The organism is Mycobacterium shimoidei (genome assembly GCF_900417275.1).
GTDB classification, from domain to species: Bacteria; Actinomycetota; Actinomycetes; order Mycobacteriales; family Mycobacteriaceae; genus Mycobacterium; species Mycobacterium shimoidei.
Window position 1 is genome coordinate 725,930 of sequence record NZ_UEGW01000001.1, and the last position, 26,629, is coordinate 752,558.

General features: G+C 65.3%; 28 protein-coding genes. 16 read left to right on the forward strand and 12 right to left on the reverse strand.

The genetic code is table 11. The annotated features are described in order from the left end of the window. Window positions 1-44 precede the first annotated feature (44 nt). Window positions 45-701, reverse strand: a complete 657-nt coding sequence (locus tag MSP7336_RS03600; protein ID WP_069396017.1) for a LysM peptidoglycan-binding domain-containing protein — start codon at window positions 699-701, stop codon at window positions 45-47. 257 nt (window positions 702-958) lie between these two features. On the opposite strand from MSP7336_RS03600, the gene MSP7336_RS03605 reads away from it, so the two are divergent. Both MSP7336_RS03605 and MSP7336_RS03610 read left to right on the forward strand, forming a co-directional pair. Next, the gene (locus MSP7336_RS03605; protein WP_069396018.1) at window positions 959-1,759 is read left to right on the forward strand and encodes a maleylpyruvate isomerase family mycothiol-dependent enzyme; all 801 of its coding nucleotides are present in this window, start codon (window positions 959-961) and stop codon (window positions 1,757-1,759) included. Continuing rightward, on the forward strand, window positions 1,756-2,463 hold the full coding sequence (locus tag MSP7336_RS03610; RefSeq protein ID WP_113963060.1) for a mycothiol-dependent nitroreductase Rv2466c family protein: 708 nt from the start codon (window positions 1,756-1,758) through the stop codon (window positions 2,461-2,463). Before MSP7336_RS03605 ends, MSP7336_RS03610 begins: the two co-directional genes overlap by 4 nt. A gap of 16 nt (window positions 2,464-2,479) precedes the next feature. Here the strand turns inward: MSP7336_RS03610 and mtnA are convergent, their stop codons facing one another. Beyond that, complete coding sequence (gene mtnA, locus MSP7336_RS03615) at window positions 2,480-3,466, reverse strand: S-methyl-5-thioribose-1-phosphate isomerase (protein ID WP_113963061.1); 987 nt, start codon at window positions 3,464-3,466, stop codon at window positions 2,480-2,482. 88 nt (window positions 3,467-3,554) lie between these two features. Here mtnA and MSP7336_RS03620 point away from each other — a divergent pair, with 88 nt between their 5' ends. After that, window positions 3,555-4,307 (forward strand): alpha/beta fold hydrolase, encoded by a 753-nt coding sequence (locus MSP7336_RS03620; protein WP_113963062.1) that lies wholly within the window; start codon window positions 3,555-3,557, stop codon window positions 4,305-4,307. Between the two features lie 157 nt (window positions 4,308-4,464). Beyond that, on the forward strand, window positions 4,465-5,322 hold the full coding sequence (locus MSP7336_RS03625; protein ID WP_069396022.1) for a L,D-transpeptidase: 858 nt from the start codon (window positions 4,465-4,467) through the stop codon (window positions 5,320-5,322). A gap of 76 nt (window positions 5,323-5,398) precedes the next feature. Here MSP7336_RS03625 and MSP7336_RS03630 read toward each other — a convergent pair whose 3' ends face one another. Then, entirely contained in the window at window positions 5,399-5,977 is a 579-nt protein-coding gene (locus MSP7336_RS03630) for a hypothetical protein (protein WP_069396023.1), read from the reverse strand. A gap of 237 nt (window positions 5,978-6,214) precedes the next feature. Then, window positions 6,215-6,859, reverse strand: a complete 645-nt coding sequence (locus tag MSP7336_RS03635) for a VldE C-terminal domain-containing protein (protein WP_113963063.1) — start codon at window positions 6,857-6,859, stop codon at window positions 6,215-6,217. Between the two features lie 132 nt (window positions 6,860-6,991). Here MSP7336_RS03635 and MSP7336_RS03640 point away from each other — a divergent pair, with 132 nt between their 5' ends. Further along, entirely contained in the window at window positions 6,992-8,575 is a 1,584-nt protein-coding gene (locus tag MSP7336_RS03640; protein WP_113963064.1) for a long-chain-fatty-acid--CoA ligase, read from the forward strand. 7 nt (window positions 8,576-8,582) lie between these two features. Here MSP7336_RS03640 and MSP7336_RS03645 read toward each other — a convergent pair whose 3' ends face one another. Continuing rightward, a complete protein-coding gene (locus MSP7336_RS03645; protein WP_069396061.1) occupies window positions 8,583-9,449 on the reverse strand; it encodes a glycoside hydrolase family 16 protein in 867 nt (288 codons plus the stop codon). Window positions 9,450-9,485: 36 nt separating this feature from the next. On the opposite strand from MSP7336_RS03645, the gene MSP7336_RS03650 reads away from it, so the two are divergent. After that, window positions 9,486-10,997, forward strand: a complete 1,512-nt coding sequence (locus MSP7336_RS03650) for a glycosyltransferase family 39 protein (RefSeq protein ID WP_113963065.1) — start codon at window positions 9,486-9,488, stop codon at window positions 10,995-10,997. Window position 10,998: 1 nt separating this feature from the next. On the opposite strand, the gene MSP7336_RS03655 is transcribed toward MSP7336_RS03650, so the two are convergent. The 4 genes from MSP7336_RS03655 to MSP7336_RS03670 form a co-directional block, all read right to left on the reverse strand. Then, entirely contained in the window at window positions 10,999-11,814 is an 816-nt protein-coding gene (locus MSP7336_RS03655; RefSeq protein WP_113963066.1) for a glycoside hydrolase family 16 protein, read from the reverse strand. Between the two features lie 66 nt (window positions 11,815-11,880). After that, the gene (locus tag MSP7336_RS03660; RefSeq protein ID WP_069396028.1) at window positions 11,881-12,261 is read right to left on the reverse strand and encodes a hypothetical protein; all 381 of its coding nucleotides are present in this window, start codon (window positions 12,259-12,261) and stop codon (window positions 11,881-11,883) included. Further along, on the reverse strand, window positions 12,258-14,087 hold the full coding sequence (locus MSP7336_RS03665) for an Hsp70 family protein (protein ID WP_113963067.1): 1,830 nt from the start codon (window positions 14,085-14,087) through the stop codon (window positions 12,258-12,260). The genes MSP7336_RS03660 and MSP7336_RS03665 overlap by 4 nt, the downstream gene beginning before the upstream one ends. Window positions 14,088-14,236: 149 nt before the next feature. Continuing rightward, the gene (locus MSP7336_RS03670) at window positions 14,237-15,613 is read right to left on the reverse strand and encodes a cytochrome P450 (RefSeq protein WP_113963068.1); all 1,377 of its coding nucleotides are present in this window, start codon (window positions 15,611-15,613) and stop codon (window positions 14,237-14,239) included. A 46-nt stretch (window positions 15,614-15,659) separates the two neighbouring features. Here MSP7336_RS03670 and MSP7336_RS03675 point away from each other — a divergent pair, with 46 nt between their 5' ends. Further along, window positions 15,660-16,205 carry a TetR/AcrR family transcriptional regulator gene (locus tag MSP7336_RS03675; RefSeq protein ID WP_069396032.1) on the forward strand — a complete coding sequence of 182 codons (546 nt, stop codon included), beginning with the start codon at window positions 15,660-15,662 and terminating at the stop codon, window positions 16,203-16,205. A 72-nt stretch (window positions 16,206-16,277) separates the two neighbouring features. Here MSP7336_RS03675 and MSP7336_RS03680 read toward each other — a convergent pair whose 3' ends face one another. Beyond that, window positions 16,278-17,492 (reverse strand): hypothetical protein, encoded by a 1,215-nt coding sequence (locus tag MSP7336_RS03680; protein WP_113963069.1) that lies wholly within the window; start codon window positions 17,490-17,492, stop codon window positions 16,278-16,280. A gap of 38 nt (window positions 17,493-17,530) precedes the next feature. On the opposite strand from MSP7336_RS03680, the gene MSP7336_RS03685 reads away from it, so the two are divergent. From MSP7336_RS03685 to MSP7336_RS03695, 3 genes are all read left to right on the forward strand, one after another. Next, on the forward strand, window positions 17,531-18,127 hold the full coding sequence (locus MSP7336_RS03685) for a TetR/AcrR family transcriptional regulator (protein WP_113963070.1): 597 nt from the start codon (window positions 17,531-17,533) through the stop codon (window positions 18,125-18,127). Continuing rightward, window positions 18,109-18,591, forward strand: a complete 483-nt coding sequence (locus MSP7336_RS03690; RefSeq protein ID WP_425325762.1) for a nuclear transport factor 2 family protein — start codon at window positions 18,109-18,111, stop codon at window positions 18,589-18,591. The genes MSP7336_RS03685 and MSP7336_RS03690 overlap by 19 nt, the downstream gene beginning before the upstream one ends. Window positions 18,592-18,778: 187 nt before the next feature. Beyond that, window positions 18,779-20,320, forward strand: a complete 1,542-nt coding sequence (locus MSP7336_RS03695) for a PE-PPE domain-containing protein (protein ID WP_181786537.1) — start codon at window positions 18,779-18,781, stop codon at window positions 20,318-20,320. Here the strand turns inward: MSP7336_RS03695 and MSP7336_RS03700 are convergent, their stop codons facing one another. Next, window positions 20,321-20,929, reverse strand: coding sequence for a L,D-transpeptidase family protein (locus MSP7336_RS03700; RefSeq protein WP_139819689.1), 609 nt, complete (start codon window positions 20,927-20,929; stop codon window positions 20,321-20,323). A 169-nt stretch (window positions 20,930-21,098) separates the two neighbouring features. On the opposite strand from MSP7336_RS03700, the gene MSP7336_RS03705 reads away from it, so the two are divergent. Continuing rightward, window positions 21,099-21,746 carry a hypothetical protein gene (locus MSP7336_RS03705; RefSeq protein ID WP_113963073.1) on the forward strand — a complete coding sequence of 216 codons (648 nt, stop codon included), beginning with the start codon at window positions 21,099-21,101 and terminating at the stop codon, window positions 21,744-21,746. Next, window positions 21,743-22,579 carry a hypothetical protein gene (locus tag MSP7336_RS23670; protein ID WP_181786539.1) on the forward strand — a complete coding sequence of 279 codons (837 nt, stop codon included), beginning with the start codon at window positions 21,743-21,745 and terminating at the stop codon, window positions 22,577-22,579. Before MSP7336_RS03705 ends, MSP7336_RS23670 begins: the two co-directional genes overlap by 4 nt. Here the strand turns inward: MSP7336_RS23670 and MSP7336_RS03715 are convergent. Then, window positions 22,576-23,193, reverse strand: a complete 618-nt coding sequence (locus tag MSP7336_RS03715) for a phosphatase PAP2 family protein (protein ID WP_113964758.1) — start codon at window positions 23,191-23,193, stop codon at window positions 22,576-22,578. The two genes, MSP7336_RS23670 and MSP7336_RS03715, sit on opposite strands and share 4 nt — an antisense overlap. 58 nt (window positions 23,194-23,251) lie before the next feature. Between MSP7336_RS03715 and MSP7336_RS03720 the strand changes: the two genes are divergently transcribed. From MSP7336_RS03720 to stf0, 4 genes are read left to right on the forward strand one after another with little or no spacing between them, the layout of a single operon-like run. Further along, window positions 23,252-23,734, forward strand: coding sequence for a hypothetical protein (locus tag MSP7336_RS03720; RefSeq protein ID WP_069396038.1), 483 nt, complete (start codon window positions 23,252-23,254; stop codon window positions 23,732-23,734). Between the two features lie 19 nt (window positions 23,735-23,753). Further along, window positions 23,754-24,419 (forward strand): 5,6-dimethylbenzimidazole synthase, encoded by a 666-nt coding sequence (bluB, locus tag MSP7336_RS03725; protein ID WP_113963075.1) that lies wholly within the window; start codon window positions 23,754-23,756, stop codon window positions 24,417-24,419. A 5-nt stretch (window positions 24,420-24,424) separates the two neighbouring features. After that, window positions 24,425-25,828, forward strand: coding sequence for a sulfatase family protein (locus MSP7336_RS03730; RefSeq protein WP_113964759.1), 1,404 nt, complete (start codon window positions 24,425-24,427; stop codon window positions 25,826-25,828). Then, window positions 25,821-26,624 (forward strand): trehalose 2-sulfotransferase, encoded by an 804-nt coding sequence (stf0, locus tag MSP7336_RS03735; RefSeq protein WP_069396041.1) that lies wholly within the window; start codon window positions 25,821-25,823, stop codon window positions 26,622-26,624. Before MSP7336_RS03730 ends, stf0 begins: the two co-directional genes overlap by 8 nt. The last annotated feature ends 5 nt before the right edge of the window (window positions 26,625-26,629 follow it).

Below are 26,629 nucleotides of genomic sequence, written 5' to 3' on the forward strand. Positions count from 1 at the left end.
GAACACGGGTAGCGCGCTACTCGAATACCCCTATACCGGTTCTACTAGTCGAACGACGGGAAGAAAAGTACCTGTCCGACCTGCAATTGGTCCGGATCCTGGATGTGGTTGGCAGCCGCGACCATTTCCACCATCGTCTTCGTCCGCTCCTCATCGCCCGGGTCGCCGTAATAGTTGGCGGCGAGCTGCCACAAGGTGTCGCCGGCGACCACGGTGTGCCGCCAATTCAGGCGCGGGTGGATTATCGCCTGACCGACTGGCGGGTCCTGATTCTCCATGTGGTTGGCGATCGCGATGATCGGCCACAAACCGAACTCGCCGTACCAACGCTCCGCGAGCACCTCCCACGTCTCGCCCGAAACCACTTGGTGACCGTGCGCGTTGGCCAGATCGGGGATCAGCAGCCACTCGCCGACCACCAAGTCCCGTTGTGCGGCGTGGTTGGCGATCGGGATGATCTCGAGGAGGCTAGGATCACCGTAAAACTGTTGCGCCAGACTCTCTTTCCCGTCCTCAACCCTCACCTGGTGGCGGAACGTGACGTAGGGAATCAACAATTCTTGACCGACGTCGATTTGATCGGGGTCGGCGAGATGGTTGATAGCCGAGATGACAGCAGACAGGCTGCCGTCTCCATAGAATCGCTCGGCAAGCCCCCAGAGGGTGTCGCCGCTGACGACTTGGTATTCGGTAGGAGGCATGGCGTTCCTTTCGCGTCTGATGTATCGCCCCCGTGGCGACGCAAAGTTAAAGTGTCGCAGAACGGCGCAGGCTCCGACACGCGTAACGCACTACCTCAATCGACAAGTTATCCGGCTGAATCGTTCGATGACCTCCCGTCGTCCTGGCGCGTGCCCTGCGCGAGCCGTACCGCGTTCGGCTGTGGGCCCGCTGCGACTCACGCGGTCGCCCGGCTAGCTGCCCGGCTACAGTCCTGGTGTAGAGGAGAGGACGACCGTTGGAAACACCGGAAGCTGGCAGCCTGAGCAGGATTGTCAGCGCTCTGCAGGCCTGTTACGCCGCGATGGAAGCTCTGTGCGCCGGCCTCAGCGATGCCGAGTGGCGAGCGCAGTCTCTATGCCCGGACTGGACAGTCCGCGATGTGGTAAACCACGTCACCAGCATCGAGGCGGTGATGGCGGGGTGGTTGCCCGACGACGACCAGACCCCGCCACCATTCGACAAGGCGGCGGATTTCTTGCGCGAGGCCAACCGAGAAGGCGCCGCTTATCTTGGAGTGGTCCGCGGCGTTTATGACCGCCGGCGTAGCGATCTGGCCGCGCTATCGGAGACCGATCTCCAGCGGCCGTCGTGGACGCCGGTTGGCCCCGGCACCTACGGGCGGTTCCTGGAGATCCGGGTGTTCGACTTCTGGGTACACGAACGTGACATCACCACGCCGCTCGCTCGCAAAACCGACGACACCGGTATCAGCGCCGAGATCGCGCTGGCCGAGGTAGCTGGCTCCCTCGGCTACATCGTCGGCAAGAAGGTGGGCCTGCCCGACGGAAAGAGCGTCACGTTCAACCTTACCGGACCGATCGCGCGTCAGTTACACGTCGCCGTTGATGGACGAGCGAAAAAAGTTGAACGCCTTGATAATCCGGACGTGACGCTGAGCACCAACTCCACAACCTTCATCCAGCTCGCGTGCGGACGCATCGACCCGCAGGCTCAAATCGATTCCGGCGCGGTCACCTGGAAGGGCGATGACGAGCTCGGTGACCGCACCGCCCGCAACCTGAGGTTCACGATGTGACCAGTCGCCCAGTTTCCGTCGACTTCCACTTCGACGTCATGTGCCCGTACGCCTATCAGACGTCTCGGTGGATCCGCGAAGTGCGAGAGCTGACAGGCCTCGCGGTGAACTGGCGCTTCTTCAGCCTGGAGGAGATCAACCGCCAAGAGGGCAAGAAGCATCCATGGGAGCGGGAGTGGTCCTACGGCTGGTCAATGATGCGCATCGGGGCGCTGCTGCGTCGCCAGTCGATGGCCGACGTCGACGCGTGGTACGAACGCGCCGGCCGCGCACTGCACGTCGAGGGCCACAAGCCGCACCAGAAATCCGTTGCCCGCCACCTGCTCTCAGAACTCGGCTTCGATCCCGGACTTGTCGACCGGGCGATCGCCGACCCGACGACCCACGACGAGGTAATGGCCGACCATCAACGGGTCGTCGATGCCGGCGGCTACGGCGTGCCCACGCTGTACTTCCCTGACGGGCAATGCCTGTTCGGGCCGGTGTTGATCGATCCGCCCACCGGCGATGCCGCGGTTCGACTGTGGGACGCCGTCGTCGCCTGGACGGAGTTTCCGCATTTATACGAACTGCAGCGACCGAAAACTCCTGCCGACGAGCAATGCATCGCCGAGACGTTCCGGCCATACCTGGAAGCCCGCGACTGGGTGTCCATCAACCGCGGCAAGGTCATCACCATCGGCGACCAAAAGCACGAGCGATGACCGGAGGCGACATCGCCTATGCGCGAGGCGGGCCGGGCGTCGGCAGGTAGCGGCCGTCCTCGGTGACGACGGCGGTGATCAGCTCCGCCGGGGTCACGTCGAAAGCGGGGTTGAAAACGTCCGCGTCCGCGGGGGTGATCGCGGTACCGCTGAACGTCCTGACTTCGTCGGGCGTCCGCTCCTCGATGGCTATGTCGGCGCCGGTGGCGATCGAGGTGTCGACCGTGGACGACGGCGCGACCACGACGAACGGCACGCTGTGACGATCGGCCGCGATGGCCAGGCCGTAGCTGCCGATCTTGTTGGCTACGTCGCCGTTGGCCGCGATCCGATCGGCGCCGACCAGCACGCAGTCGACCAGGCCGCGCGCCATTGCCGCCGCGGCAGCGCCGTCCGGCTGCACCCGGTACGGCACACCGGCCTGCGCCAGCTCCCACGCGGTGAGCCGGGCACCTTGCAGCAGTGGACGTGTCTCGTTCACCAGCACCGACTCGACGAGTCCGCGGTCGTGAAGGTGCCAGACGACGCCGAGTGCGCTGCCCCACGCCACGGTGGCCAGATGGCCGGCGTTGCAGTGGGTGAGCAGCCGCAGCGGGCGGCGATCGCATACCGCGAGGACGATCTCGGCGGCGTGGGCGGATGCGGTGCGGTTGAGGCGTTCGTCCTCGTCGAGGATTTCCAGGGCTTCGGCGAGCACGGCTTCGGTGCCCTCGTCGAGCTTCTCGAGCGCGCGGGCAACTCCCCAACTGAGGTTGACGGCAGTCGGCCGCGCCTTCGCGACCCGTTCAGCCGCGGCCCGTACGTCACCGCCCTCGCGGGCCGCTAGCACAACGCCCAGCGCGCCTGCCGCACCCAGCGCCGGGGCGCCGCGGACGGCCAGGCGCCGGATCGCGTCGATGAGTTCATCGACGGTGCGCAGACGAAGAACCCGGTAGTCGCCGGGCAGCGCGGTCTGGTCGATGATCGTGACCGCGTCGCCGTCCCAGTCGATGGTCCTGCGCACGGGTTCGAACCTAGGTGAATCCTGCGTGTCGCAGTAGCGCGCCTCCTACCATTCGGTCCTGCGTGTACTGCGCCGAAGGAGGCTCGGCTTGGCACTGCCGGCATTGGTTCTCGTGCATGGAGGCGGCTTCGCCGGCGATTGCTGGGACCCCACCATTGATGCGATCCATCGCGCCGATCCGACGGTCAAAGTGCTCGCCGTCGATTTGCCGGGGCACCGCGGCAAACCAGGCAACCTCATCACGGCATGCATCGAGGAGTGGGTTGACTCGGTGGTTGCCGATATCGAAAACGCTGCACCCGACGACGACCTGATCATCGTCGGCCATTCCTATGCGGGCGTGACGGTCCCCGCCGTCGTCACCAAGCTTGGCTCGACACGAGTACTGGAGATGATCCTCGCGACGGCGTTCGTACCACCGGACGGTGCCGCCCTCGTCGACACGCTGCCCGGCGCACTGGGGTGGTATGCGCGGCGCACCGCGAAACGCAACGTGCAGAAGGGCCGTGCGGGCCGCCTCCCGACCGCGTGGGTGAAGTTCGCCTTTTGCAACGGAATGACACCCGCACAAGTCAATTTCACACTCGATCATTGCTATCCCGATTCACCAGCCATCGCCTTGGAAAGCGTGGACCGCAGCGGGATGCCCGACGAGGTGCCACGCACCTGGATACTCACCCGGCGTGACCGGGCCATCTCAACACGAACTCAACGCGGGTGCATCGCGGCGCTCGGTGGTGTGCAGACGCTGATCGAGATTGATACCTGTCACATGCTGATGATCAGCGAACCCGAGCGACTGGCCGACATACTCGTCGCGCGGTGCCGACTGTACGCATAGCGCAATCGAGTTGCGCTATGGCTCGCCGTAGCCAAACCGTGACGAAGCCTTGACCGAATCGCTCACGCGCCCTTGCGCTTCCACGCATCACCACACACCTACGATCAACTATTGCAACTCTGTTCACTAAAAGGGTTCACTAAAAAGGATTGAAGCCATGCGAGCGGCTGTTGGGTGCGTTCTTGCGATTGTCGGGATCGCTGCGAGTGTGGTTGCGGGGCCGGCAGACATACGCCTGGTGGCAACGAACCAGCCTTCAGGGTTCACCATCGCCTCGGTGCTACCGACGCGAGGTGAGGTCGTGGGTGTGGCGCACCCCGTGGTAGTGACGTTCGATGCGCCCGTCGCCAATCGGCACGCCGTCGAGCGTGCCCTTGACGTCAAATCGACACCCGCGATGACCGGCAAATTCGAGTGGCTCGACGATCGGGCGGTGCAGTGGGTTCCCGACCAGTTTTGGCCGGCGCACAGCACGGTGGAGCTGTCGGTGAGCGGGCTGTCGGCTGAATTCAAAACGGGCCCTGCGGTTGTCGGCGTTGCCGATATCGCGGATCACACGTTCACCGTGAGCATCGACGGCGTCGAGACGGGACCGCCGCCGCGACGGCCGGCACCACATCATCGACCCCACTGGGGAGAAGAGGGCGTGCTGCCGGCCTCGATGGGCAGACCCGAATTCCCGACGCCGGTCGGCGTCTATTCGGTGTTGTCCAAAGAACGCTCGGTGGTGATGGATTCCAGCAGCGTCGGCATCCCCGTCGACGACCCGAGCGGTTACCACCTTCCGGTGGATTACGCCGTGCGGATCACCAACCGTGGGCTCTTCGTGCATTCAGCTCCGTGGGCCGTCAATTCACTTGGGCTGGAGAATGTCAGCCATGGCTGCATCGGCCTGAGCCCCGAGGACGCCGAGTGGTACTTCAACACGGTCAACATCGGCGACCCGGTGATTGTGCAGGAATCAGGAGTAGAGCGACCACATCGGGTGGCTTCGCGAGACTCGGCATTCAACTGACGCGCGAAAGACTGTGCACCGAAATACTCTCGGCGCACAGGCTTTTCACTAACTGTTTACGGTTGTGGATGGGCCGCTAGCTAGCGCCCGCCGGACCGGGCGCAACCGGCTCACCGGGCACCGGCCCGCCGGACGGCGGCGGCCCAGTCGGCTCATCCTTGCCCGCGTACGTTCCGGACATATCGACGAGTGGAGCACCCGCCGGAGCCCCTCCGAGCGCGATCAGCGGCGCACCGGCCGGCACCACCGGCGCGACCGGAGCACCAGCCGGCACCGGCGCGCCCAGCGGCACGGGGGCGCCGAGCGGCACCGGCGCCCCAGCGGGTATAGGAGCCCCTGCCGGCACCGGTGCGCCCGCCGGCACGGGGGCTCCTACCGGCCCGGGCAGCGCCAACGGAACACCGGCCATGTCGGCGACCGCAGCGCTAGCCGCTCCGCACGTACCCGCGCCAGCCGCCGCACCACCGGCAGCTGCACCGCCGGCCGCTGCCAGTTCGCCGCCGGCTGCCGCCACTTCGCCTGACGTTTCATGGAGGCATGCGGCGCCGCCCGTTTTCAGCGGGGCCGCCGCCGCGTCCGGACTCAGTACCACAGCGGCCGCGCACAACCCAACGCCGGCAATTGCTTTGATGTCGAATCGACCGAAGACCGCCATCAAACGTCACCCCTCTACTCGGACCTGGCCATCGGCGGCCAAGGCCCTGTTGAACATGCACTCAATTGGTAGCAGAACCACTGCCAAACACGACACGCGCCGCACCGCGCCGTTTCCAAACGGTGATGTTCGAAACGCCGACCCCATAAAAAGTACTGAGCCGCAAGGACGGAAGGAGTCACGACGGTGTCACAACTCGACGCAACTTCGACTACGAATCGATGATTCCGCTGCGCGTCAGCGGATGTAGACTTCGCCGCCGGTCGGGTATCCACCGCCGGTGGTCGTGATGTGGACGTGGTCGTAGTGGCCGTACCCGGATCCTTGCGGGCCGGCCGGTGTGTAGTACCTGCCGCGCCAGATGGCGTCTTGTAGCCCGAACCGATCGGCGTTCTTGAGCACGAAGGCCACGATCTGATTGCCGAGCGCTATGCCCTCGGCACTGCCGGGGTTGGGAATCATCACGTCGAGGGCCAACCCGTTGGGATGCCAGCGCAGCGCGTCGGGTCGAACGCCGCCGATACTTTGGATCTCCGGGAAGACCGCGCTGATCGTGCGCGACGCCAGGATCGTCTTGACCTGGAGACCTCGCTCAGGAGCCTTGCCCGGCGGTAGTGCCTGCGGAGCTTCTTCGTGGACCACCCGCATTCTCGACGCCGCCATCGGTTCGCTCAGACCAGCACGAGCAGATGACAGCGCGGCCGGCGAGGCGGCCACAACCTGCACGCAGCACGGCGCATCGCCGCCGCCGACCCGGCTGGGATCAGGAGAGGTATGAGCGCTTCCGCTGACGGTAAAGAACACGGCCGCAGCCGGGGCTCCCAGAGCGGCCAGGGCTACCGATGACCGGCGTCGGTCGTTGGGTAATCGGTGACGGCCCACGGAAGCACCTTACGAGCAAACGGAGGAATAGTCACGAAATCATAACTAATTGCCTCTGGCAGCCACTTCAGCGGGTCCCCCACTTACCCAGCTACTGGACACGGATATAAAAGAGCTGGCACCCTTCAAAGCATGAGTGAACCGCGACTCCAGCCCCGCTTTCTCGACGACCGATTGACCCATTGGGCCGACCTCAAGCCCGACGACGAGGCGTTCACCTATTTGGGCACCGAGTTGGGCCGTACCTGGACCTGGCGGGAATGGAACGATCGGGTGCGGCGGCTGGCCGGAGCGCTCACCGACAGGGGCATCGGGCGCGGCGACATCGTCGCGTTCCTCGACAAGAACCACCCGGCGTGCGTCGAGTTGACGATGGCGGCCGCCTCGATCGGCGCGGCCAACGCGATCATCAACTTCCGGCTCGCCGCCGACGAGCTCGACTACGTCATCAACGACTGCGGGGCCAAGCTGCTGATCGTCGGCACCGAGTTGCGGCCCAGCATCGACAAGATCCGCGACAAGCTCAAGACCGTCGAGCACGTCGTCGAGGTCACCCCAGAGGGCGGCGACGGCGACCAATACGAGGCGCTGCTCGCCCAGGCCGCACCGGTTCCGCGCGGCGCCGACGTCACACCCGACGACGTGTGCATGGTGATGTACTCGTCGGGCACCACCGGGCGGCCGAAGGGAGTCGCCCTCACCCAGGCAAATGTGCTGGCGCACACCATCAATGCACACGAGGGCTGGGGCTTCGACGAGGGCGACAAGAACATGGTGTCGATGCCGCTGTTCCACGTCGGCGGATCGTCCTATGTCCAGTTCGGCATCTACGACGGCGTGCCGAGCGTGATGACCCGGGAGGTCGACGGGGCGTCGCTGGCGGGTGCGATTCTGCAGGGCGCCAACCGGACGTTTCTGGTGCCGGCGGTGCTGGCCAAGGTGCTCGAGTCCGGCCCGGACGCGATCAAGCTGTTCGGCCAACTCAAGACCTTCTTCTACGGCGCCTCGCCGATGCCGCTGCCGTTGCTGCGGGCCGCGCTGGAGGCCTGGCCCAGCACCGATTTCATCCAGGTGTACGGGCTCACCGAGGTATGCGGCGTGATCAGTCATTTGATGCCCGACGCGCACCGCGACACCGACCATCCCGAACGGCTGGTCAGCGCCGGCACCCTGATCACCAATGCCGAGCTGCGGGTCGTCGACCCGGACACCCTCGCCGACGTGCCGACCGGCCAACCAGGCGAATTGTGGTTCCGCACACCACAATTGATGAAGGGCTACTTGAACAGACCCGACGCGACCGCTGAGGCCGTCACCGAAGACGGCTGGTTCCGCACCGGTGACATCGGCCGCGTCGACGAGGACGGCTACATCTTTGTCGAGGACCGGCTCAAGGACATGATCATCTCCGGCGGCGAGAACATTTACTCCATCGAAGTCGAACGGGTGCTCGCCGACCATCCGGCGGTCACCGATGTCGCGGTGTTCGGCGTGCCCGACGAACGGTGGGGCGAAGCGGTCAAGGCCGTCGTCACGGTGGACGGCGACGTGACCGAAGCCGAGCTGATCGAGTGGTCACGGGAGCGTCTGGCGCACTACAAGTGCCCCAAGACGGTGGACATCAAGGACGAGCTGCCCCGTAACCCGACCGGCAAGATCCTGAAAAGGGATCTGCGCAAACAATATTGGGAAGGGCACGACCGGGCCACGGTGTAGCGCTGGCCTAGAAGACGCGGACCCAGTCGATGAGCATCTCCGCCGGGTAGGAACCGGACGCCGGGTCACCGCCACCGGACCCACCGACGGCAAGGTTCAACACCGGAAACATCGTGTAGTCGGGGTCGTTGAACGGCCACTTGCGAATCGGGTCGTTGAGGTCTTCGATGCCGATCGCCGGAACGCTGAAGTACGGTTCCGCGCCGTCGACGTAGTCCTCCCAGAAGTAGAAGCCCGTCGGGTTCCAGGTGACCCGCCACGTGTGCCATTCGCCGTCCACCCCGATGGGGTGGGTCTCGAACGCAGTGCCGAACGGATCCGCGTGCACGGTGGTCCCCGACGGCCATTCCCCGTTGCCGTACCACTCGAGTAGGTCGACCTCGCCCTCGCGCCCGGGAAAGTCATTGGACAACCACCAGGCCGGCCAGCACCCACCGGTGAGGCAGTTGAGCTTGATCCGCGCTTCCCAGGTGGTCCCGATGGCTCCACGCCAGTTGCCGTGGACCAGCCCGCCGAAGTAGCTGTTGCCGTCTTTGGTGGCCCGCAGAACGAGGTTGGATTTGCCATCCAGGAACACGTTTTCGCGACTGTCGCGGTACTGCCCCCAGAACTCGGGCCGGTCGAAGCCGACTGGGTTGCGGACCGGGGTGCGATGGTTCGACACCGTCCAGTTCGCCGGATTGGGGGCCGAGCCGGCCGGGCCGTCGAACTCATCGTGGAACAGGAACGCCCCGGCGGTGGCTCCGGGGGCCGGCGCGCTCGGCGTCGGCTGTGCCGGGTGGGCCCGGGCTTTGGGTGCCGGGATCGCGGCAGCCGCTGCGCCGATCCCGATTGTCAACATCATGCTGCGTCGACTCATCTCAGGCACAACCAAGGGACGATAGCAGCCGACTTCTGGCACCATGGCGAGGTGTTCAGCGGGTTGCGGCGAGCTGGCCTGGATCCGCTGTTCGTCGGAGTCTTGGCGGCCGCGGTGAGCCTGGGCGGTGCCGGCCGGCCGTCTTTCTGGTACGACGAGGCCGCGACCATTTCGGCGTCATACAGTCGCTCGCTGAGTCAGCTGTGGCAGATGCTGGGCCACGTCGACGTAGTTCACGGCCTGTATTACCTGCTGATGCACGGCTGGTTCGAGATTTTCCCGCCGACCGAATTCTGGTCCCGTGTTCCCAGCGGGCTGGCTGTGGGCGGCGCAGCGGCGACAGTGGTCGTGCTGGGCAAGCAGTTCTCGTCGCGCACCACCGCGCTCGCTGCCGGTGTCATCTGCGGGATCTTGCCGCGCGCGACGTGGGCAGGGATCGAAGCCCGCCCCTATGCCCTTTCAATGCTGGCTGCCGTGTGGGTCACGGTGCTGCTCATTTATGCCGCACGCCGTGAAAACACCTGGGCCTGGGTGTTTTACGGGATTGGCCTGACAATGTCGATTCTGCTGGACATGTATCTCCTGTTGTTGGCGGTGGCGCACATCGTCTTCGTCCTCGCTTATCTGCGCAGGCGAAAAGTAGTGGTGCCCTTCGTCACTACCACGATTTTGACTGTGGGCGCGCTGATGCCATTCATGGTCATCGCCGTCGGTCAAGCCCACCAGATCAGCTGGATCGCACCGATTGGGCGCCGAACAATCGAAGATGTGGTGGTCCAGCAATATTTCGAAAGAAGTCCGCCCTTCGCGGTGTTGTCGGCAATTGTGGTCGCAGCCGCAATTGCCCTGTGGCGCTTTACGTCCGCGCGACTTGCCGCGGCGGATCGCCAGCTATTGGCCCTGGCGATCGGCTGGATCGTGCTGCCGACCACCCTGGTCGTGATCGCGTCGGCATGGCTTCATCCGATTTACACGCCGCGCTACCTGTCGTTCACCGCGCCCGCGCTGGCCGTGATCCTGGGTGTCTGTATCGGCGCTCTAGCCAGCAAGCCCTGGATGGCGGTGGCGATCCTGTGTGTTTTCGCCGTCGCTGCGGCACCGAATTATGTGCGTGCCCAACGTAACCCGTATGCGAAATACGGCATGGACTACAGCCAAGTGGCGGACTTGATCACTGCCCAAGCGAAACCGGGCGAGTGTCTGCTGGTGAACGACACGGTGACGTTCATGCCCGCTCCGATGCGCCCTTTGATGGCGGCACGCCCGGACGCCTACCGCAAGCTGATCGACCTCACGTTGTGGCAGCGGGCGACGGACCGCCGCGACGTCTTCGATACCAACCTCATCCCGGAAGTTGTCGCCACGCCGTTGAGCCACTGCCAGGTGGTGTGGATCATCACGCAAGCCGACGAGTCGATGCCCCGACACCAACGCGGTTCAATGCTGGACCCCGGACCACGTTATGGGCCGACACCGGCGTTCGCCGTTCCGCGTGACCTGGGCTTCCGACTGGTCGAGCGCTGGCAGTTCAACCTGGTTCAGGTCATCAAGGCGCTGCGCTAACTCACCAGATGCGGATGTAGTCGATGAGCATTTGGGCCGGGAAGTTACCCAGGGCGGGATCGCCACCGCCCGGGCCACCGACCGCGAGCGTGAACATCGGAGACAACCAATAGCCGGGATTGTTGAACGGCCACCGCATGTCTTCTGGGGGAGCGCCGTGGACGTGGATCGGCTTGGGCGGAACGCTGAAGTATTCCGCACCGTCTCGAGAGAACTTGAAACCGCCTTCATCCCACCGCATTTGCCAGACATGCCAGGCGCCATCGACCAACTCGGGGATCGATTTGCCTTCCCAGGTTTTCCCGTTGGACGCCGCGTGAACCGTCGTTCCCGGCGGCCAGCTGCCGTTGCCGTACCACTCGAAGACGTCGACCTCGCCATCCGGTAGCGGATCCTCCTGGACTGCCCAGAACGAGGGCCACAGGCCGGTGGACAAACAATCCAGCTTGATCCGCGCTTCCCAGGTGGTGTTGATGGGCACCCTCCAGTTGCCCCGCAGCTTGCCGCTGAAGTATTCGCCGTTTTCCTGGTTGGCGAGCAAGACAAGGTTGGAATTGCCGTCCAGAAAAACATTCTGAGCCCGGTATATCCCCTCGACCGGCGGGAACACGTCGTCCTGCCAGGTCTGCACCGTCCAGTTCGACAGGTTGGGCCCTTGACCGGCCGGGCCGTCGAACTCGTCGGCAAACATGTAGCTTCCGGGAGCCGCGCCGGGTGGCGCGGCCGGCGGAGACGGATTCGCCTCAGCCGCCGGAAGGCGAATCGTGGCGGTCAGCGCGCCGACCCCCAGCGTCAATATAGCGTTCCGCCGATTCATCTGAGGCACAAGTCGATGATTCCACGTCACGGCCGACGTGGCGACTTGAATGACCGGCGCGGCACCTCAGGTTTCTTCGGAGTCGTCGAGAACACTGACCGCGATCCCGTACGGCAGAAAGCGGACTCTGCGGTTCGGGTCAGTGTTGTTCTTGTTCGCACGCAGCGCGTCTAGTTCGGTGGCATACACCTCTTCGACGCGCGCAGCGCCGTCCTCATCCACGTGGTAGATCGCCCACACGCCGTCACCGGCTTCCCCGGCCGTTTCCGGCTCGGTGCGCGACCGTCGTGCCAAATCTTCGAACAGTGCCGACCAGCCGGCCCGCTCGCCAGGCACCGTGATGAACCGGCTAAACCGTTCGAACACGTCGCGCAGCCCCTCCCCCGCCTCGCGGATCACGCGGTCGAAATCGTCGGGGTCGAATCCGAACGGACCGTTCTCGCTCATGGCAGTCCTCCTACGGTCCCGGTGGTGGTGGCGGCGGCGGTGGCGGTGGCAAGCCCCGGCGGGTGGGCGGGGGGTAGCGCGGGGCGCACCCGGGGGGGGGGGAGGAGGTTCTCGGGGGGAACACGGCCGCCAAAGCCCGCCGCACCGCCGATGCCGTCGGAGTCGACCACAGTGACCTGGGCATCGCGTGTGGCGGCCACCAGCGCCGCCTCATAACCGGCCGGCCCNTCCTCGCTCGGGGCCGGCGCGGCACTGGGTGGCGGCGGGGCCAACGGGCTCGGTGACAGCGACGGCGGCGGCGAGCTGGCCGGCGGCGACGCAGGCACGGGCTTGCTGCTGCTCGGTGCCGGCGGCGCCGAAGGACCGGTGGCGCTCGTCAACGAGTACGCCACCCCGCCGACCGCGACCATCGCGACCAATGCGGCCAATCCGAGCGCCAGCTGAGGTAAGCGATATCGACGCTGCGGAACCTCCGTGGGCGGCAGCTCGATTTTCGGAAGCACCTGCGACGGAGGGGCGCGAAACTCGTCCTCGTACGGCGCGCCGGTGTAGAACAGCGGATCGTTGCCGGTCTCGTCGGCTTCCGACCACGCCAACTGTTGAACCGGGCCCGGCGGGACGTCGTCGAACAAGGTGTCGTCGGTGAGGTCGGGTAATCCGAAACCGCCCGTCGTCGCGTCGAAGCGGTCGGTGGTCGCGCTGGAATTGCCGGCTGACGCACCAACGGATGCGCCCACCAGCGCAGCCATCGCCGCCGGCGTCTCGACTTGTTCGGCGAGCTCTTCGGTTGCCCTGCGGGAGTCGAACATCAACGCGCCGACCGCCATCGCCAGCGCAGGCTTATCCGCCGTCACCAACGGCGTCTCGGTATCGGCTGAAAGCCGCTGCGCGACAAGGGGGATACTGGCGCCCCCGCCTGCCATCGCTACCGCCGCCAGATCACGCCGGTCGAGGCTGTTGCGGGCCAAGATGTCGTCGAACGCAGCCAGCACGGCGTTCAGCTGACCGTCGACGATGTGCTCCAGCTCTGCCCTACTCAGCTGAACGGTGCTGCGACCGGCCGGCAGCTCGGCAACCAGTTCGGTCACGGTCTCGGTGGACAATCGCTCTTTGGCATTGGTGCACTCCTGGCGCAGTTGTGCGAATCTCGCCACGACAGCAGTGCTTTCCGGATCGATTCCGCCGGCCGGACCCAGGTGTTCCAAGACGTGAACGAGGAGAGCTTGATCGAGGTGATCGCCGGAAAAGTCGGTGCAGCGGACTGTCTCGGTTATCGGCACAAAGCCTGAGCCGGCGTCTGCCAGCGTGATGTTCGTACCGCTGCCACCGAAATCCAGCAGTGCCACTACCCCTTCGGCGGGCAACCGCGCATCGGAGTTCAACGCCGTCAACGCAGTAATGGCATCCGAGACCAGGATCGGAGCGGTGCCACTTCGGACGAATCCGGCATGCGTGCGCAACGCATTACGCAGGGCCCGAACAGCTTCGGCTTTCCAGTGCGCGGGTACCGCGATCGTGATCTCCGACGTCGAGGCGTCGCCGCCGGTCGCGGAGATCATCGCGTCCAACGCCTCGACCAAAAGCAAAGCCGGGTCGTGGGTGGTCCCACCGGCCGACGTCAGCGGGGTTGCGCTGCCGACTCGCTCGACGAAGCCGGCCATCAACGAGCCGGTATCGATGGAGCCCGAATTCTGCTGCGGCAAACCAATTTCTGGGCGGCGGTGTGGATAAACAGTCAGTAACGCGCGCCGCGTCACTGGCGGGACGCCATTGCGCACGGCGACGAAGTTGGTGGTCCCGATCGACAACCCCAACGGGTCGAACATAAGCGATTACCTTGCATCAGAACGGTCGGCGGCCAGCGTTCACCATAGCCGCGGTTGACCACCGCCAACGCCGGCCGATCAGCGATCGGTATCCGGTCGATGCGGTCGTGTCACCGAAGTGATACCGCCGAACCTCTTGACAGGTTGGCTCACCCGACCGTAAGGGGCTCAGCCGCCGCGTGAGCCGCGCGCACGGGTGGGGCGACGGTCATGGTTACCGGTCCGCGCGGATGCAGCGTGATGTCGGCGCGCGGGCGCACCACTGTTCCGGGCACCAGGTCGAGGCGGACCGCCTGGGACAATGTGGCCAGGGCGATCGTCGCCTCCAGCTGCGCGAGCCCGGCACCCACGCAGATGCGCCTTCCCCCACCGAACGGGATGAACGCGTAGCGCGGGTGGTGTTGATCCGGCATGAAGCGCCGCGGGTCGAATCCCTCTGGGTTGGGCCAGAATTCGCTGTGGTGATGCAGCAGATACGGCGAAATAGCCACGGTGTCACCCGGCGACACCTCGACACCGGCGATGTTATCGGCGACGACGGCGTCGCGCTCGATGGTCCACGCCGGCGGGTAGAGCCGCATGGTCTCGGACACCACGGCTTGGGTCCACACCAGTGATTCCATGTCGGTGGCTTGCGGATCGCCGTCGCCGATCACCTCGTCGACCTCGGCGACCAACCGGTCGCGGGCGGCGGGATGGCGCGAGAGCAGGGCCAACGCCCAGGTCAGTGTGTTGGCGGTGGTTTCATGCCCGGCCAACACCAGCGTCATCACCTCGTCCTGAATCTCGCTGCGGCTCAGCAGTTCTTCGGTAGCCAGCAACAGATCCAGCAGATCGCTGGGCTCGGTGTGCGGCGCGGCGATGCGCGCATCGATGATGCGGGAGACCAGCGATTCCAGCGTGGTCGTGGCTCGCCCGAGGCCGGGGATGATGTGGGCGGCCAGCCACCGCGTACGCTGCGGCGAACCGAGATTCGGCAACAGCATGGCGGCGGTTGCCGCGCTCTGCAGCCGTGATACCGCGCGCCCGATCGGTTCCGCGTCGTCGGCCAGGTCGATCCCGAACAGCACCCGCCCGATCACATGCATGGTGAGCGTCCGCATTTCGTCGGCGAGGTTGATGGTGGCTCCCGGCGTCCACCGATTCGTGCGATCGCGGGCGGCCGCGACGACGGCCGGCGCGAACGTCTGCACGTGGCGGTGGCTGAACACCGGTTGGACCAGGCGACGGTGCCGACGCCAGGTATCGCCCTCGGCAGTCAGCAGCCCGTCGCCGAGAATCGCTTTCAGCGGCCGGTAGGTGAAGGCCTTCACGTAATGGTCCTGATGGGCGACCAACACGTGTTCGGCGTGCTCGGGACGGCTGAGCAGGAAGAAAGTGTGCTTGGCGGTGAGCGGAATGCGCACCGCGTCGCCATAGTCGCAAGCCAACGCAATGTAGACCGCCAGCGGATCGCGCAGGATCTGCGTCCAGTACCGGAGTGATTGGCGCCGCGACGGCCCGGGCGTCGGCGAGGTAGAGGCCATACCCGGTATGATACAGATGTCTTAAGACATTTGTGCAAGGAGTTTGATGGGTAACCGAGAGGCCCTGCTGGAAGCGGCGATCGTCTGTCTGCGGGAGCGCGGATACGGCGGCACCCGTGCACGCGATTTGGCCGGCACGGCCGGGGTCAGCCTTGGTGCCATCCGGTATCACTTCGGGTCGACCGAGGGCCTACTTAATGCGGCCATCGCCGAGAGCCTGCGACGCTGGATCGAAGGCTTTCAGAAGACGATGGCAGCCTCGGCGCCGAACGTCAGCGCCGGCGCCGCCAGCGCGGTCGAAGATCTCTACGAGGTGTTCGACGCCAACCGGGCCTTGTTCGTCGGATTCGTGGAGGCATTCGCGCACGCGCAGCGATCAGAGCATGCTCGAGCCCAATTGGCCGGCTACTACGAGGAATTCCGCCGCGATATCGCGACCGCGTTGGGCGGGGGTCGCGAAGCCGAATCGGTGGCATCGATCCTCATCGCCCTTGTCGACGGGCTCGGTGTGCAATGGCTGCTTGACCCGGCTAAGCGCCCCGACCCGGCCGTACTGCGGCGCGCGGTAGCCGGTCTGACGGCTTTGGGCTAGGCCGTCGGCACGTTGACTCTGCGGTCACCACGCAAAAGTCCGAATAACCAACGTGGTGGACGCAGAATGAACTCACACCACCGTCAGGGGCAGCGAGCGGCGCGGCTGAAACTGGAACGTCGAGCCGCCGCTGAGCTTGGCGACCGATACCTCGGGCAGTTCCGTTGCGGCGGTGTCAGTTTGGGCGAACTCAGCGGTCCAGTCAGCGCTGGAGCCGCTGACCCGCACCTCGACGTGAGGATCCACCGCGGTGGCGATCGCCTGCAGCGGCTGCACCGATTGCGGTGAACACAATGAAATCCAGGCCGCGTCGTCATGCGCCGGTGACCGCTGCACGATCAGCCGGTTCTTTGAGATCTCGCTGCGCACGTACCTAATGGGGTTGAGCAAGGGATGCAACCCCAGCACCCGCATGGTGCCCTCGACGCCGCCAGGTAGCGACAGTGCGCGGTGAATCCGCTCGGCGCCGAGGCCCGCCAGGCCGATCAACTGGCGGGTGCCCACCGAGACCGCCTCAGCGCCTGCCCGCGCGCGCACCGCGATCGCGAACGACAGATACAGCAGGTGCATCTGCAGACACACCTCGTCGGCCATCCGCACCAGCGCCGAATGCGAGAACGCGCTGAAGTCGAGATCGGACACCAGCGGGCCCGAGTAGTCGGCCAGCCCCTCCTCAGACGGGTCGATAGCATCGAGTTCCCAAGTGGCAGCATATGTTCGGCGCACGGTGTCCACCGCGGGAATGCCCTGGGCGGGCGGATAGGAATCGTCGATGATGACCGTCCACGCGCAGTGCGGATGCCGGTCTGCGGGTTGGCGCGGCGGGCGGTGGATGGGCCGCATCTGCGCGCGGGGATTGGTCGCCACCGCGGTGGCGTCGAACGTCGGGTCCTCGATGGTGTGGCACATGCCGAAGACGTATTCATCGCCCATCGGCTCGACGTCGAGCAAGGCGCCGCAGTGGTCGAGATGGAATTCGCCGTGCCAGCGGTCATGCACGGTGTAGCGGAAATCCATGAACTGCGGCGGCGCCCCGATGTCGAGTTGCAACCCCTTGAAGATGGTGGGCACGTCGTCGCCCTCGTAGTTCAGCGCCCGCTGCATCCGCTTGGTGTAGATCGGACTTGCCCCGGCCCATTCCTCGATGGCGATCTGCAGCATCTCCTCGCGGCCGAATTCCTGAATGCACCAGGCCATGCCGGAGCGGTCGATCATGTGACCGATCAACAGCAGTTCGGGGACCAAGGTGGCCAGCTGCTCACGGGACAGCCGCGCATATCGGCTCACCGCCCAAAAATAGATCTGACTATGTTATAAAGTCAACAATGTCGATTTCCCCCACCCGGCGCACCAGCGCGCCGCGCAAGCTCGGTGATGACACGCGCGCAAGGATCATCGACGAAACAGTCCGCTGCATCGTCGAGGAAGGGTTCCCGGCCGCGACCGCCAAACACGTCGCCGAGCGCGCGGGCGTGACGTGGGGCGTGATCCAGTACCACTTCGGCGACCGCGCCGGGCTGTTGATGGCCGTCGTCGACGACGGGGTGGCCAAGCTGCTGCAGTCGCTGTCATCGGCCGAAATCGGCGAACTGCCACTGCGCCAACGCATTGAAGTCGTCGTCGACACCGCGTGGAGCTGTTACAGCAGCCCGACGTCGATGGCCGCCTTCGAAATCCTGCGCGCCACCCGGTGGAGTTCACGACGGCATCTGCTCGAGATGAACGATGCCATCGCCCAACTCGGCCGATTGGTGACCGATGATCCTGCGAATGACGGTGTGGCAGACGTGATTTGGGCGGCTTTACGCGGTGTCGTGTTGGCCCAGATGATCGTGGGCGTCCCCGTCGACTGGCAGCGGGAACGTCGCGCTTTGATCGACATGGTGACGCATTACCTGCAGCGCTGTGCTGCAATGTCGTGATGGGCTCCTATGACGACATCGAAGCGATCAAGCAGGTCAAGTACCGCTACCTGCGCGGGCTGGACACCAAACATTGGGACGACTTCGCCGACACCTTGACCGAGGACGTCAAGGGTGACTACGGATCATCTGTCGGCGAGGAGCATCACTTCGCCAACCGCAAAGACTTAGTCGACTACATGCGTTCCGCGCTGGGACCAAATGTCATCACCGAACACCGGGTGACCCACCCGGAGATCACGGTGAACGGTGACGAGGCGTCGGCCATCTGGTATCTGCAGGACCGCGTCATCGTCGCGGAGTTCAACTTCATGCTCATCGGGGCGGCGTTCTATCGTGACCACTACCGGCGCACACCCGACGGCTGGCGGATCAGCGCCACCGGGTATGACCGCACCTACGAGGCGACGATGTCTTTGGCGGGCATGGATTTCAAGGTGACTCCCGGTCGCGCGTTGGCCTGACCTCGCGGCTGGCGGTGGAACTAATCTTGACCGTCCGCCGATCTCGTCCCTAGGCTGCGGATGTTTTAGTGCGTTACTTGGCCGACTACAAACATCACTTTCGGGAGCGGTTATGCCCCGCGCATTTCGTGCCTATCTCTTAACAGTTCTCGCTATCGCTGGCGCAAGCCTGGCCGCTGTCCCGTCGATGTCACCGGCACCGTCGGCCCAGAGTCAGGCGGTGCGGCTGCTGGGCACTGACACCGCTGATTCGCCGCTCGGGGACGGCACGGCGCTGGTCATGGGTCCCAGCACCCTTTCTCTTCCTCCGCAGCCCTACCTCGATCTTGCCGACGAGCTCTACTTGCAGCCGCGTGGTTTCACCGGCACGACCGAGGCGCTGTTTACCCCGGAGGGGCTTTACCCGATCACCGGGCCCAAGAGCCTGACGTACCTCGCTTCGGTCGCCCAGGGACAGCAGATCCTCGACTCGGCGATACATCAGCAAATCGCCACCGGGCAGGTCAGTGCCGAGGATCCGGTCGTGGTTTTCGGCTGGTCCCAAAGCGCCGGGATCTCTTCACTGACGATGCAGCAGTTGCACGACGAAGGGGTGCCCAGCGACTACGTGCATTTTGTGCTGGTCGGTGATCCCAACCTTCCCAACGGCGGCATGTTCGCCCGCTTCGACGTACCGGCCGGCGACGGCCTGTCGATTCCCAGCCTCGGCTTCTCGGCCAGCGCCCCGACACCAAGTGGGGAGTACCCGGCCGACATCTACACGACCGAGTACGACGGCGTCGCCGACTTCCCGCGCTACCCGATCAATTTGTTGTCGGATGTGAACGCCTTACTGGGCTTCCTTCTCCAGCACAGCACGTACTTGAGTCTTACCCCCGAACAGCTCACGCCGGTGGCTGACGGTGGCGAAGCGATTCTGTTGCCCGGATCGGCGGCGCTCACCGGGGAGGGGCTGACCAACTACTACATGATCCCGGCCGAGAACTTGCCATTGCTGCAGCCATTGCAGTTGATCCCGTTCATCGGTCAGCCGCTCTACGATCTGCTGGAACCGGACATGCGGATCCTGGTGAATCTGGGCTACGGCAGCATCACCGACGGCTGGGATCCCGGTCCGGCGAATGAGTTCACGCCCTTCGGGCTGTTCCCAACCGATCTCAACTGGAGCGATGTTTTCGCGGCGCTGGCCAACGGGCTGCAGCAAGGAGTCACCGACTCCGTGCAGCAACTGCTGAATCCGGACAACTACAACCCATTGTCGATTCTGGACAGCCCGCTGCTGGCGAATGTGGTGAGCCTGGTGCACGCATTCGGCCTCACAGACGCGACGGACATCTCGCAACTGCTCAATCTGCCTGCGCTGCTGGAACTCGCGCGCAACGGGCTGGGCGATCTCGCCGGCTTTCCGGCTTCGGACGTATCGCTGTTCACCTCGTCGCCGACCGAGATCATCAACATGCTTTCGGCCACCCTTTCGGCCGACTACGCAGCCTTGCTCCCAGTTGCAGACTCGGTCAATGCACTCTTCACATCGCTGCCCGCATACAACCTGAGCCTCTTCATGGATAACCTCGAGGCCGGTGACCTGATCGGCGCGATCGGTGAGCCGATCGCCGCCGATGTGGGGCTGATCCCGTTCCTGGGTGTACTCGAAGCGGGCGCACCAATCGCAATAGCCATCGCCGGCACACTGGTCAACTTCGCCGATCTCATCGGCCTCGGCGGATGACTACTTCGCAATGGCGATCACCGCGCCGGGCCGCAGCCAGCGGATGATCTGCACCAGTGTGTCGTCGTCGATGGCCACGCAGCCCTCGGTCGGTCGACCGTCGGTGGTGTGAAAGAAGAAGGCTGAGCCGTCGCCGGGCACGCGGGCCTTGTTGACGCCCATCACCACCGCATGCTTGTACTGCGGGATATCGAGATTCTCGCTTGCTGAGGTGTCGAACGGGCACTGCGCTTTTTGACAGACCTGCATGGTGTTGAACGTCGGGCTGTGGTCGTCACCGCTCCACCAGTGGTTGGGCCCGACCTGCGTGTAAGGCAGTCCCCCACCGGGATTGGGCGCTGTACCGAAAGCGGAGTCCAACGAATAGACGCCCATCGGGGTGGCCGGATAACCGCTTTTGGCCTTCGGCGCCAGGCCCGCCGACCCGATGTGAGTCGGGATGCCGCTGGCCACCGGCTGCCAGCCCGCGGCGGTGCGCTGATAGACGTCCATCTTGGCGTCCGAACCGCCCACTCCGACAACCGAAACCACCTGGGTGGCGTTACCGACCGCCGATGCGAACCACGGCGCGCCGGTAGCGGCGGCGAGCGGCGCTGCCGCCAGCATCATGCAGACCGCGCCCAGCGCAGCAAAAAGCGAACCCGACAGTCGGCGCACCGGTTCATCGTCGTCGGTAACCAATCTGAGTGTCAAGTAAAGGTTTAGCATCGATCGGGTCACCGGTGTGCAGCAATGCAGACTGAATAGCGCAATCGCCGGACAGCGATACCATCGGCCCGTGTCGGATTTTCGGTCGGACTTTCCGGTTGGCCGCTTGTCGCAGGTTCTGGTCGGTCACGTGTGGCCGTCGGGGTCGAATCTGGCCATACTCAACAGCGCGTCGGCCGATGTCGGCAACGTCGCCGCGGCATATCTGGCATTACAGGACCAGTTGCGCCAGGCCCGTTTCGGACCACTCGCCGACCAGGAGGGCGTGACCGCTGACGACGTGCGGGCGGCGTTTGAACGCGGCGAAGAGCACGCGCGCACTATCGCGGAGAAGTACGAAACAAAGAGGGCTGCTTTTCAATCCGCCCATGATGCGGCCAGCGCGCTGCGTGCGCAACTCACCACGATCGCCGACGACGGCCACCGTCAGATCATGCGGATCCAGGACGGGCACGGCTCGGCTGCGGAGAAACTCGACCGCCTCGTCGGCGTCGTGCTGGAGTGTCAGACCCGGGCGAACGCGGCGGCGGCGATCTACGGCCAGGACATTCTCGACGCTGTCCAGAAGATTCTCGGCGCGGAAGGTATCGACAGGTCGGCTCGCAAGCTCGCCGCCGAGCACGGCGTCGACACCGGCCGCATGTTCGGCTACCCCCACCACGATCAGGTCCGCGAGCAGCTGACCGCGCTACTTTCGGGACTTTCGGGGCCGACATGAGCCGCCCGTTGCGGGCGTCACCGTCGGGTTATGCGGCTGCGGCGGTGGCGAATCCGCCACCGCCACCCATCACGCCCACCGCGGTTGCCGGCCCCGGTTCGATCGTCGACAACCTGCTGGCGACGTTGGGCACCGCCGCCAACCTCGGCGTCCCCACCGACTACATCGACGCGCAGGCCGGACACTCCGACCGCGCCGCGAAGACCGCCGACGCCGAAGCGGAGTTTCCGGCCAATGAACAAGGCTCGGCCGCACAGTTGGCCGGGGTGGCCGGGATCGCGGGCGCGCTGGCTGCGGCGTTCGGCGGTGCGGTGCAGTCGCTGAGCCAAGTCCCGCAACAGGCCGCCCAGGTCGGCGAGCAGGCCATGCAGGCCGGCATGGGCGGGCTGCAGCAGGTCGGTGGCGGCGTTGCGGACGTGGATACGCTGCCATACGACCCGTTCGGTGGTGACGACGACGCTGAAACAGCAGGTGGTGGTGACGGTTTCGAAGTCGGCGGCACCGACGCCACCGTGCCGACCGCGGTGCTCGGACCACCGGCGGTTCCGTCGCCGGGCACCGTGCCCGCGGCGTCGACCACGTCGGCGGTCCCGCCGAGACCTGCGGAGGCGCCAACCGCGCCGAAGGTTGGGCCGGGCGCCATGCCGATGATGCCGCCGGGCGGCATGCCTGTTTCCCATGGTTCACCCAGCGAGCCCAAGCCGGACACCAAACGCGTCGTCGCTCCGTCGGTGCGAAACGGCGCGCCGGTGCAGGGACGCCTCACCGCGGCTCCGCCGGAGGCGTCGAAACGATTGTCGGGTAAGCCGATTGCCGTCAAGCGTGGGCCTTAGCGACGAAACACCAACGCGCACACCAGAAAATAGAGATATCCCAGCGCCCAGCCGGCCAGCACGTCGGATACGTGATGCACGTTCAACGCGACTCGGCCGAACCCGACGGCCAATACCACCAACGCGCCCACCACAACCGCGAGCGAACGCAGCCGCCGTCGCAGCAATGGCCGCAGCACACTGAGCAGCGCGAGCACCCCGACCATGACCCCGAGCGCATGCCCGGACGGAAACGACGACGACGATTCGACAACCAGGGCTGTTTCCGGTCGGGGGCGATCGGCCAAACCCTTGGCGGCCTGGGTGATCACGCCGCTGAGCTCCACACAGGCGACGAGGAACAGCGCTGTGCGCAGCTGCCGTCTGACCAGCAGGATCACCACCACCAGCGCACCCAGCAGCCGAAACGCTCCCGGGCCGAACGCCGTGCAGACGAATTGCCAAAACCGTATCCACCCGGGGTGGTCGGCCCCGAGATGGTAGAGCGCGCTTAACGAGGACGAGTCGATCGGGTTCAACCAGGCCCAGTCGTGCCGATAACCCAGCCACGTCACCACATACACCAGCACGGCGCCCGCGGCGGTCAGGGCCACGCTGCGGCGGAGTGACACCACCACTACACCGTTACCACGGGACTACCAGGGGCTTCGCGGCCGCCGTCATACTGGGCGGATGGCGGTCATCGTCCGGCGACTGCTCGGCATCGGCAAGCTGCCCGCGGACGTGCGCGCTCAGGTAGACGCTGAGGGGCTGGTCTACCTTGCCGACTATGTCCCGGTTACCCGGCGATTCAGCGGTGCCATCCCGGGGCTGCGTTCGGCCCACAGCGTAGCGAGCTACGTGGGGTCCTTGGCGATCACCTCCGAGCGGGTGCTGGGCACCTTGTCGTCGCTGCCGAAGCTGGCCGGTACCACCGTCGACGCGCGCTGGGACGCACCACAGACCGGTCCGGCCGCCGCGCGGCTTTCCGCGGCCGGTCTGCAGGTTGAGCTGGACGTCGGATGTGTCGATCCGGCGTTCCACGGTCGGTTGTCGCTGCATTACAAGACCACCATCCCCGGCGACGTGCTGGCCGGGTTGCCGTGCCGGTCGCTGGACTTCGACGTACCGCCGGAGTACGTGTTCCGCGCGGTCGGCGTCACCTATCGCCCGTAGCGGTTTCTACCATGGCCCTGTGCACGATCACGCGTTCAGCCCACTGGAGCGGCGAGCCGTCTACCGCGTGATCGCTGAACGCCGCGACATGCGGCGGTTCGTGCCGGGCAGCACAATCGGAGAGGATGTGCTGGTCCGGCTGCTGCAGGCCGCGCACACTGCACCCAGCGTCGGCCTGATGCAGCCGTGGCGCTTCGTGCGCATCACCGATGAGTCGTTGCGGCGGCGCATCCACGCTTTGGTCGACGAGGAACGCCTACTGACCGCCGACGCGCTCGGCCCGCGTGCGAATGAGTTTCTCGCATTGAAAGTCGAAGGCATCCTCGACTGTGCGGAACTGCTGGTGGTGGCGTTGTGCGAGGGCAGACACACGCACGTGTTCGGTCGCCGCACGCTACCGCAGATGGATTTGGCATCGGTGTCGTGTGCGATTCAAAACCTCTGGCTGGCAGCGCGATCGGAAGGTCTGGGCATGGGGTGGGTGTCGCTGTTCGACCCGCGGCGGTTAGCCAGCTTGCTGTCAATTCCTGCCGACGCGGAACCAGTCGCGATACTGTGTCTGGGCCCGGTGCCCGACTTTCCCGACCGGCCCGCATTGGAACTGGACGGCTGGGCGGTTGGGCGTCCGTTGGCAGAATTCGTTTCGGAGAACACTTGGGGCACACCGGAGAAGCCAGAAGGGTGACGGCCATCAGCGGCAGCGACCAAACAGAGCGGAAACTCGACAACGTACTGATCGTGCACTGGCACGACCTCGGCCGCTATCTCGGCGTCTACGACCACCCTGACGTGTCCAGTCCGCGGCTGGACCAGCTTGCCTCCGAAGGCATTCTGTTCACCAGAGCACATGCCACCGCACCGCTGTGCTCGCCATCTCGCGGATCGTTGTTCACCGGCCGCTATCCCCAGAGCAATGGGCTCGTCGGCCTGGCGCACCATGGCTGGGAGTACCGCTCGGGAGTCCGCACGCTGCCGCAAATCTTGGGTGAAGCCGGTTGGCATTCAGTACTTTTCGGTATGCAGCATGAGACATCGTATCCGTCGCAACTCGGGTTCAGCGAGTTCGACGTCTCCAACTCGTACTGCGAGTACGTGGTGGAGCGAAGCCAAAAGTGGCTGCGAGACTACGACTCGGGCCGCCCGTTTTTGTTGACGGCCGGGTTCTTCGAAACCCACCGACCTTATCCGCGGGATCGCTATCAGCCCGCCGACGCGACCGCAGTTCAGCCGCCCGGGTATCTGCCCGACACGCAGGAAGTCCGCCAGGATATGGCCGACTTCTACGGGTCGATCACCACTGCCGACGCCGCGGTCGGGCGCCTGTTGGACACACTCGCCGACACCGGACTCGACACCAACACGTGGGTGGTGTTCTTCACCGATCACGGCGCGGCGTTTCCGCGAGCGAAATCGACGCTGTACGACGCCGGAACCGGCATCGCGATGATCATCCGTCCGCCGGGCCGGATGCGCTTGGGTTCAAGGGTTTACGACGAGTTGTTCAGCGGTGTGGACTTGGTGCCGACCTTGCTGGAGCTGCTTGGTGTCGACGAACCAGCCGACATCGAGGGTAAGTCGCATGCGCGTGCGTTGCTTTCACCGAACGAGTCACCGGTTCGCGAGCACGTGTACACCGCGAAGACCTATCACGACTCGTTCGATCCGATACGAGCCATCCGCACAAAGGAATACAGCTACATCGAGAATTATGCTCAGCGGCCGCTGCTGGATCTGCCGTGGGACATCGAGGAGAGCCCATCGGGGCATGCCGTCGCCCCGTTGGTCACCGCGCCGCGGCCGCGGCGCGAACTCTACGACCTGCGCGCTGATCCTAATGAGACCAATAACCTGCTGGCCACCGACGACACCGGCCAAGCAGCCGCGATCGCCGCCGACCTTGCTGTCCTGCTCCATGAATGGCGGCAGCAGACCGGCGATGTCATACCGTCGGACTTCGCCGGCAGCCGCATCGCCGAACGTTATACCGAGACCTACCTACGAATTCACGCGCCGAAGGTGCCGACCAGCCGTTCAGCGATCGCCGTGGACCGCGGCATCGAGGACGAGCAGGAAATAAGCTCGGGCGATGGCTGACAAGCCGACGTCGTATCTGGTGCTCGCGTCGCAACGCTGCGGCAGCACGCTGCTGGTGGAATCGTTGCGCGCCACCGGGTGTGCCGGCGAGCCGCAGGAGTTCTTCCAATATCTGCCGTCGACCGGTATGGCGCCCCAGCCGCGGGAGTGGTTCGCCGACGTCGACGACGAGACGATTTTGCGGCTGCTCGATCCGCTGGAGCCGGGGACACCGGACACCGCCAGCGCGGTGGCCTGGCGCGAGCACATCCGCAGTTCCGGCCGCACACCCAACGGCATTTGGGGCGGCAAGTTGATGTGGAACCAGACGGCGCTGCTGCAACAGCGGGCCGCGGGCTTGCCGGATCGCTCCGGTGACACGCTGCGGGCAGCGATCCGTGACGTGATCGGCAGCGAGCCGGTCTACGTGCACGTCTACCGGCCCGACACGGTGTCGCAGGCGGTGTCGTTCTGGCGGGCGGTGCAGACCAGGGTGTGGCGCGGTCGCCCGGACCCGGAACGCGACTCCCGCGCCACCTACCACGCCGGCGCGATTGCCCACATCGTCAGGCTCCTGCGCGCTCAGGAGGAGGGCTGGCGGAACTGGTTCGCCGAAGAGCAGATCGAGCCGATCGACGTCTCCTACCCGGTGCTGTGGCGCAATTTGACCTCTATCGTCGCGACCGTGCTGGAAGCGGTCGGACAGGATCCCCGGTTGGCGCCCGCGCCGGTCTTGGAGCGCCAGGCCGACCAGCGCTCCGACGAATGGGTGGACCGCTACCGCGCGGAGGCGGAGCAGCTGGGCCTGCCGGTTTGAGCACG

Bases quoted from the DNA above. Each gene is read 5' to 3' on its own strand.
- MSP7336_RS03630 (WP_069396023.1), bottom strand. From the start codon at position 5,977: ATGGCGGTCTTCGGTCGATTCGACATCAAAGCAATTGCCGGCGTTGGG.
- MSP7336_RS23670 (WP_181786539.1), top strand. From the start codon at position 21,743: ATGAGCCGCCCGTTGCGGGCGTCACCGTCGGGTTATGCGGCTGCGGCG.
- MSP7336_RS03660 (WP_069396028.1), bottom strand. From the start codon at position 12,261: ATGAGCGAGAACGGTCCGTTCGGATTCGACCCCGACGATTTCGACCGC.
- MSP7336_RS03720 (WP_069396038.1), top strand. From the start codon at position 23,252: ATGGCGGTCATCGTCCGGCGACTGCTCGGCATCGGCAAGCTGCCCGCG.
- MSP7336_RS03700 (WP_139819689.1), bottom strand. From the start codon at position 20,929: ATGATGCTGGCGGCAGCGCCGCTCGCCGCCGCTACCGGCGCGCCGTGG.
- MSP7336_RS03685 (WP_113963070.1), top strand. From the start codon at position 17,531: ATGTCGATTTCCCCCACCCGGCGCACCAGCGCGCCGCGCAAGCTCGGT.
- MSP7336_RS03655 (WP_113963066.1), bottom strand. From the start codon at position 11,814: ATGAATCGGCGGAACGCTATATTGACGCTGGGGGTCGGCGCGCTGACC.
- MSP7336_RS03670 (WP_113963068.1), bottom strand. From the start codon at position 15,613: ATGGCCTCTACCTCGCCGACGCCCGGGCCGTCGCGGCGCCAATCACTC.
- MSP7336_RS03600 (WP_069396017.1), bottom strand. From the start codon at position 701: ATGCCTCCTACCGAATACCAAGTCGTCAGCGGCGACACCCTCTGGGGG.
- MSP7336_RS03695 (WP_181786537.1), top strand. From the start codon at position 18,779: ATGTCACCGGCACCGTCGGCCCAGAGTCAGGCGGTGCGGCTGCTGGGC.
- stf0 (WP_069396041.1), top strand. From the start codon at position 25,821: ATGGCTGACAAGCCGACGTCGTATCTGGTGCTCGCGTCGCAACGCTGC.
- MSP7336_RS03675 (WP_069396032.1), top strand. From the start codon at position 15,660: ATGGGTAACCGAGAGGCCCTGCTGGAAGCGGCGATCGTCTGTCTGCGG.
- MSP7336_RS03640 (WP_113963064.1), top strand. From the start codon at position 6,992: ATGAGTGAACCGCGACTCCAGCCCCGCTTTCTCGACGACCGATTGACC.
- MSP7336_RS03625 (WP_069396022.1), top strand. From the start codon at position 4,465: ATGCGAGCGGCTGTTGGGTGCGTTCTTGCGATTGTCGGGATCGCTGCG.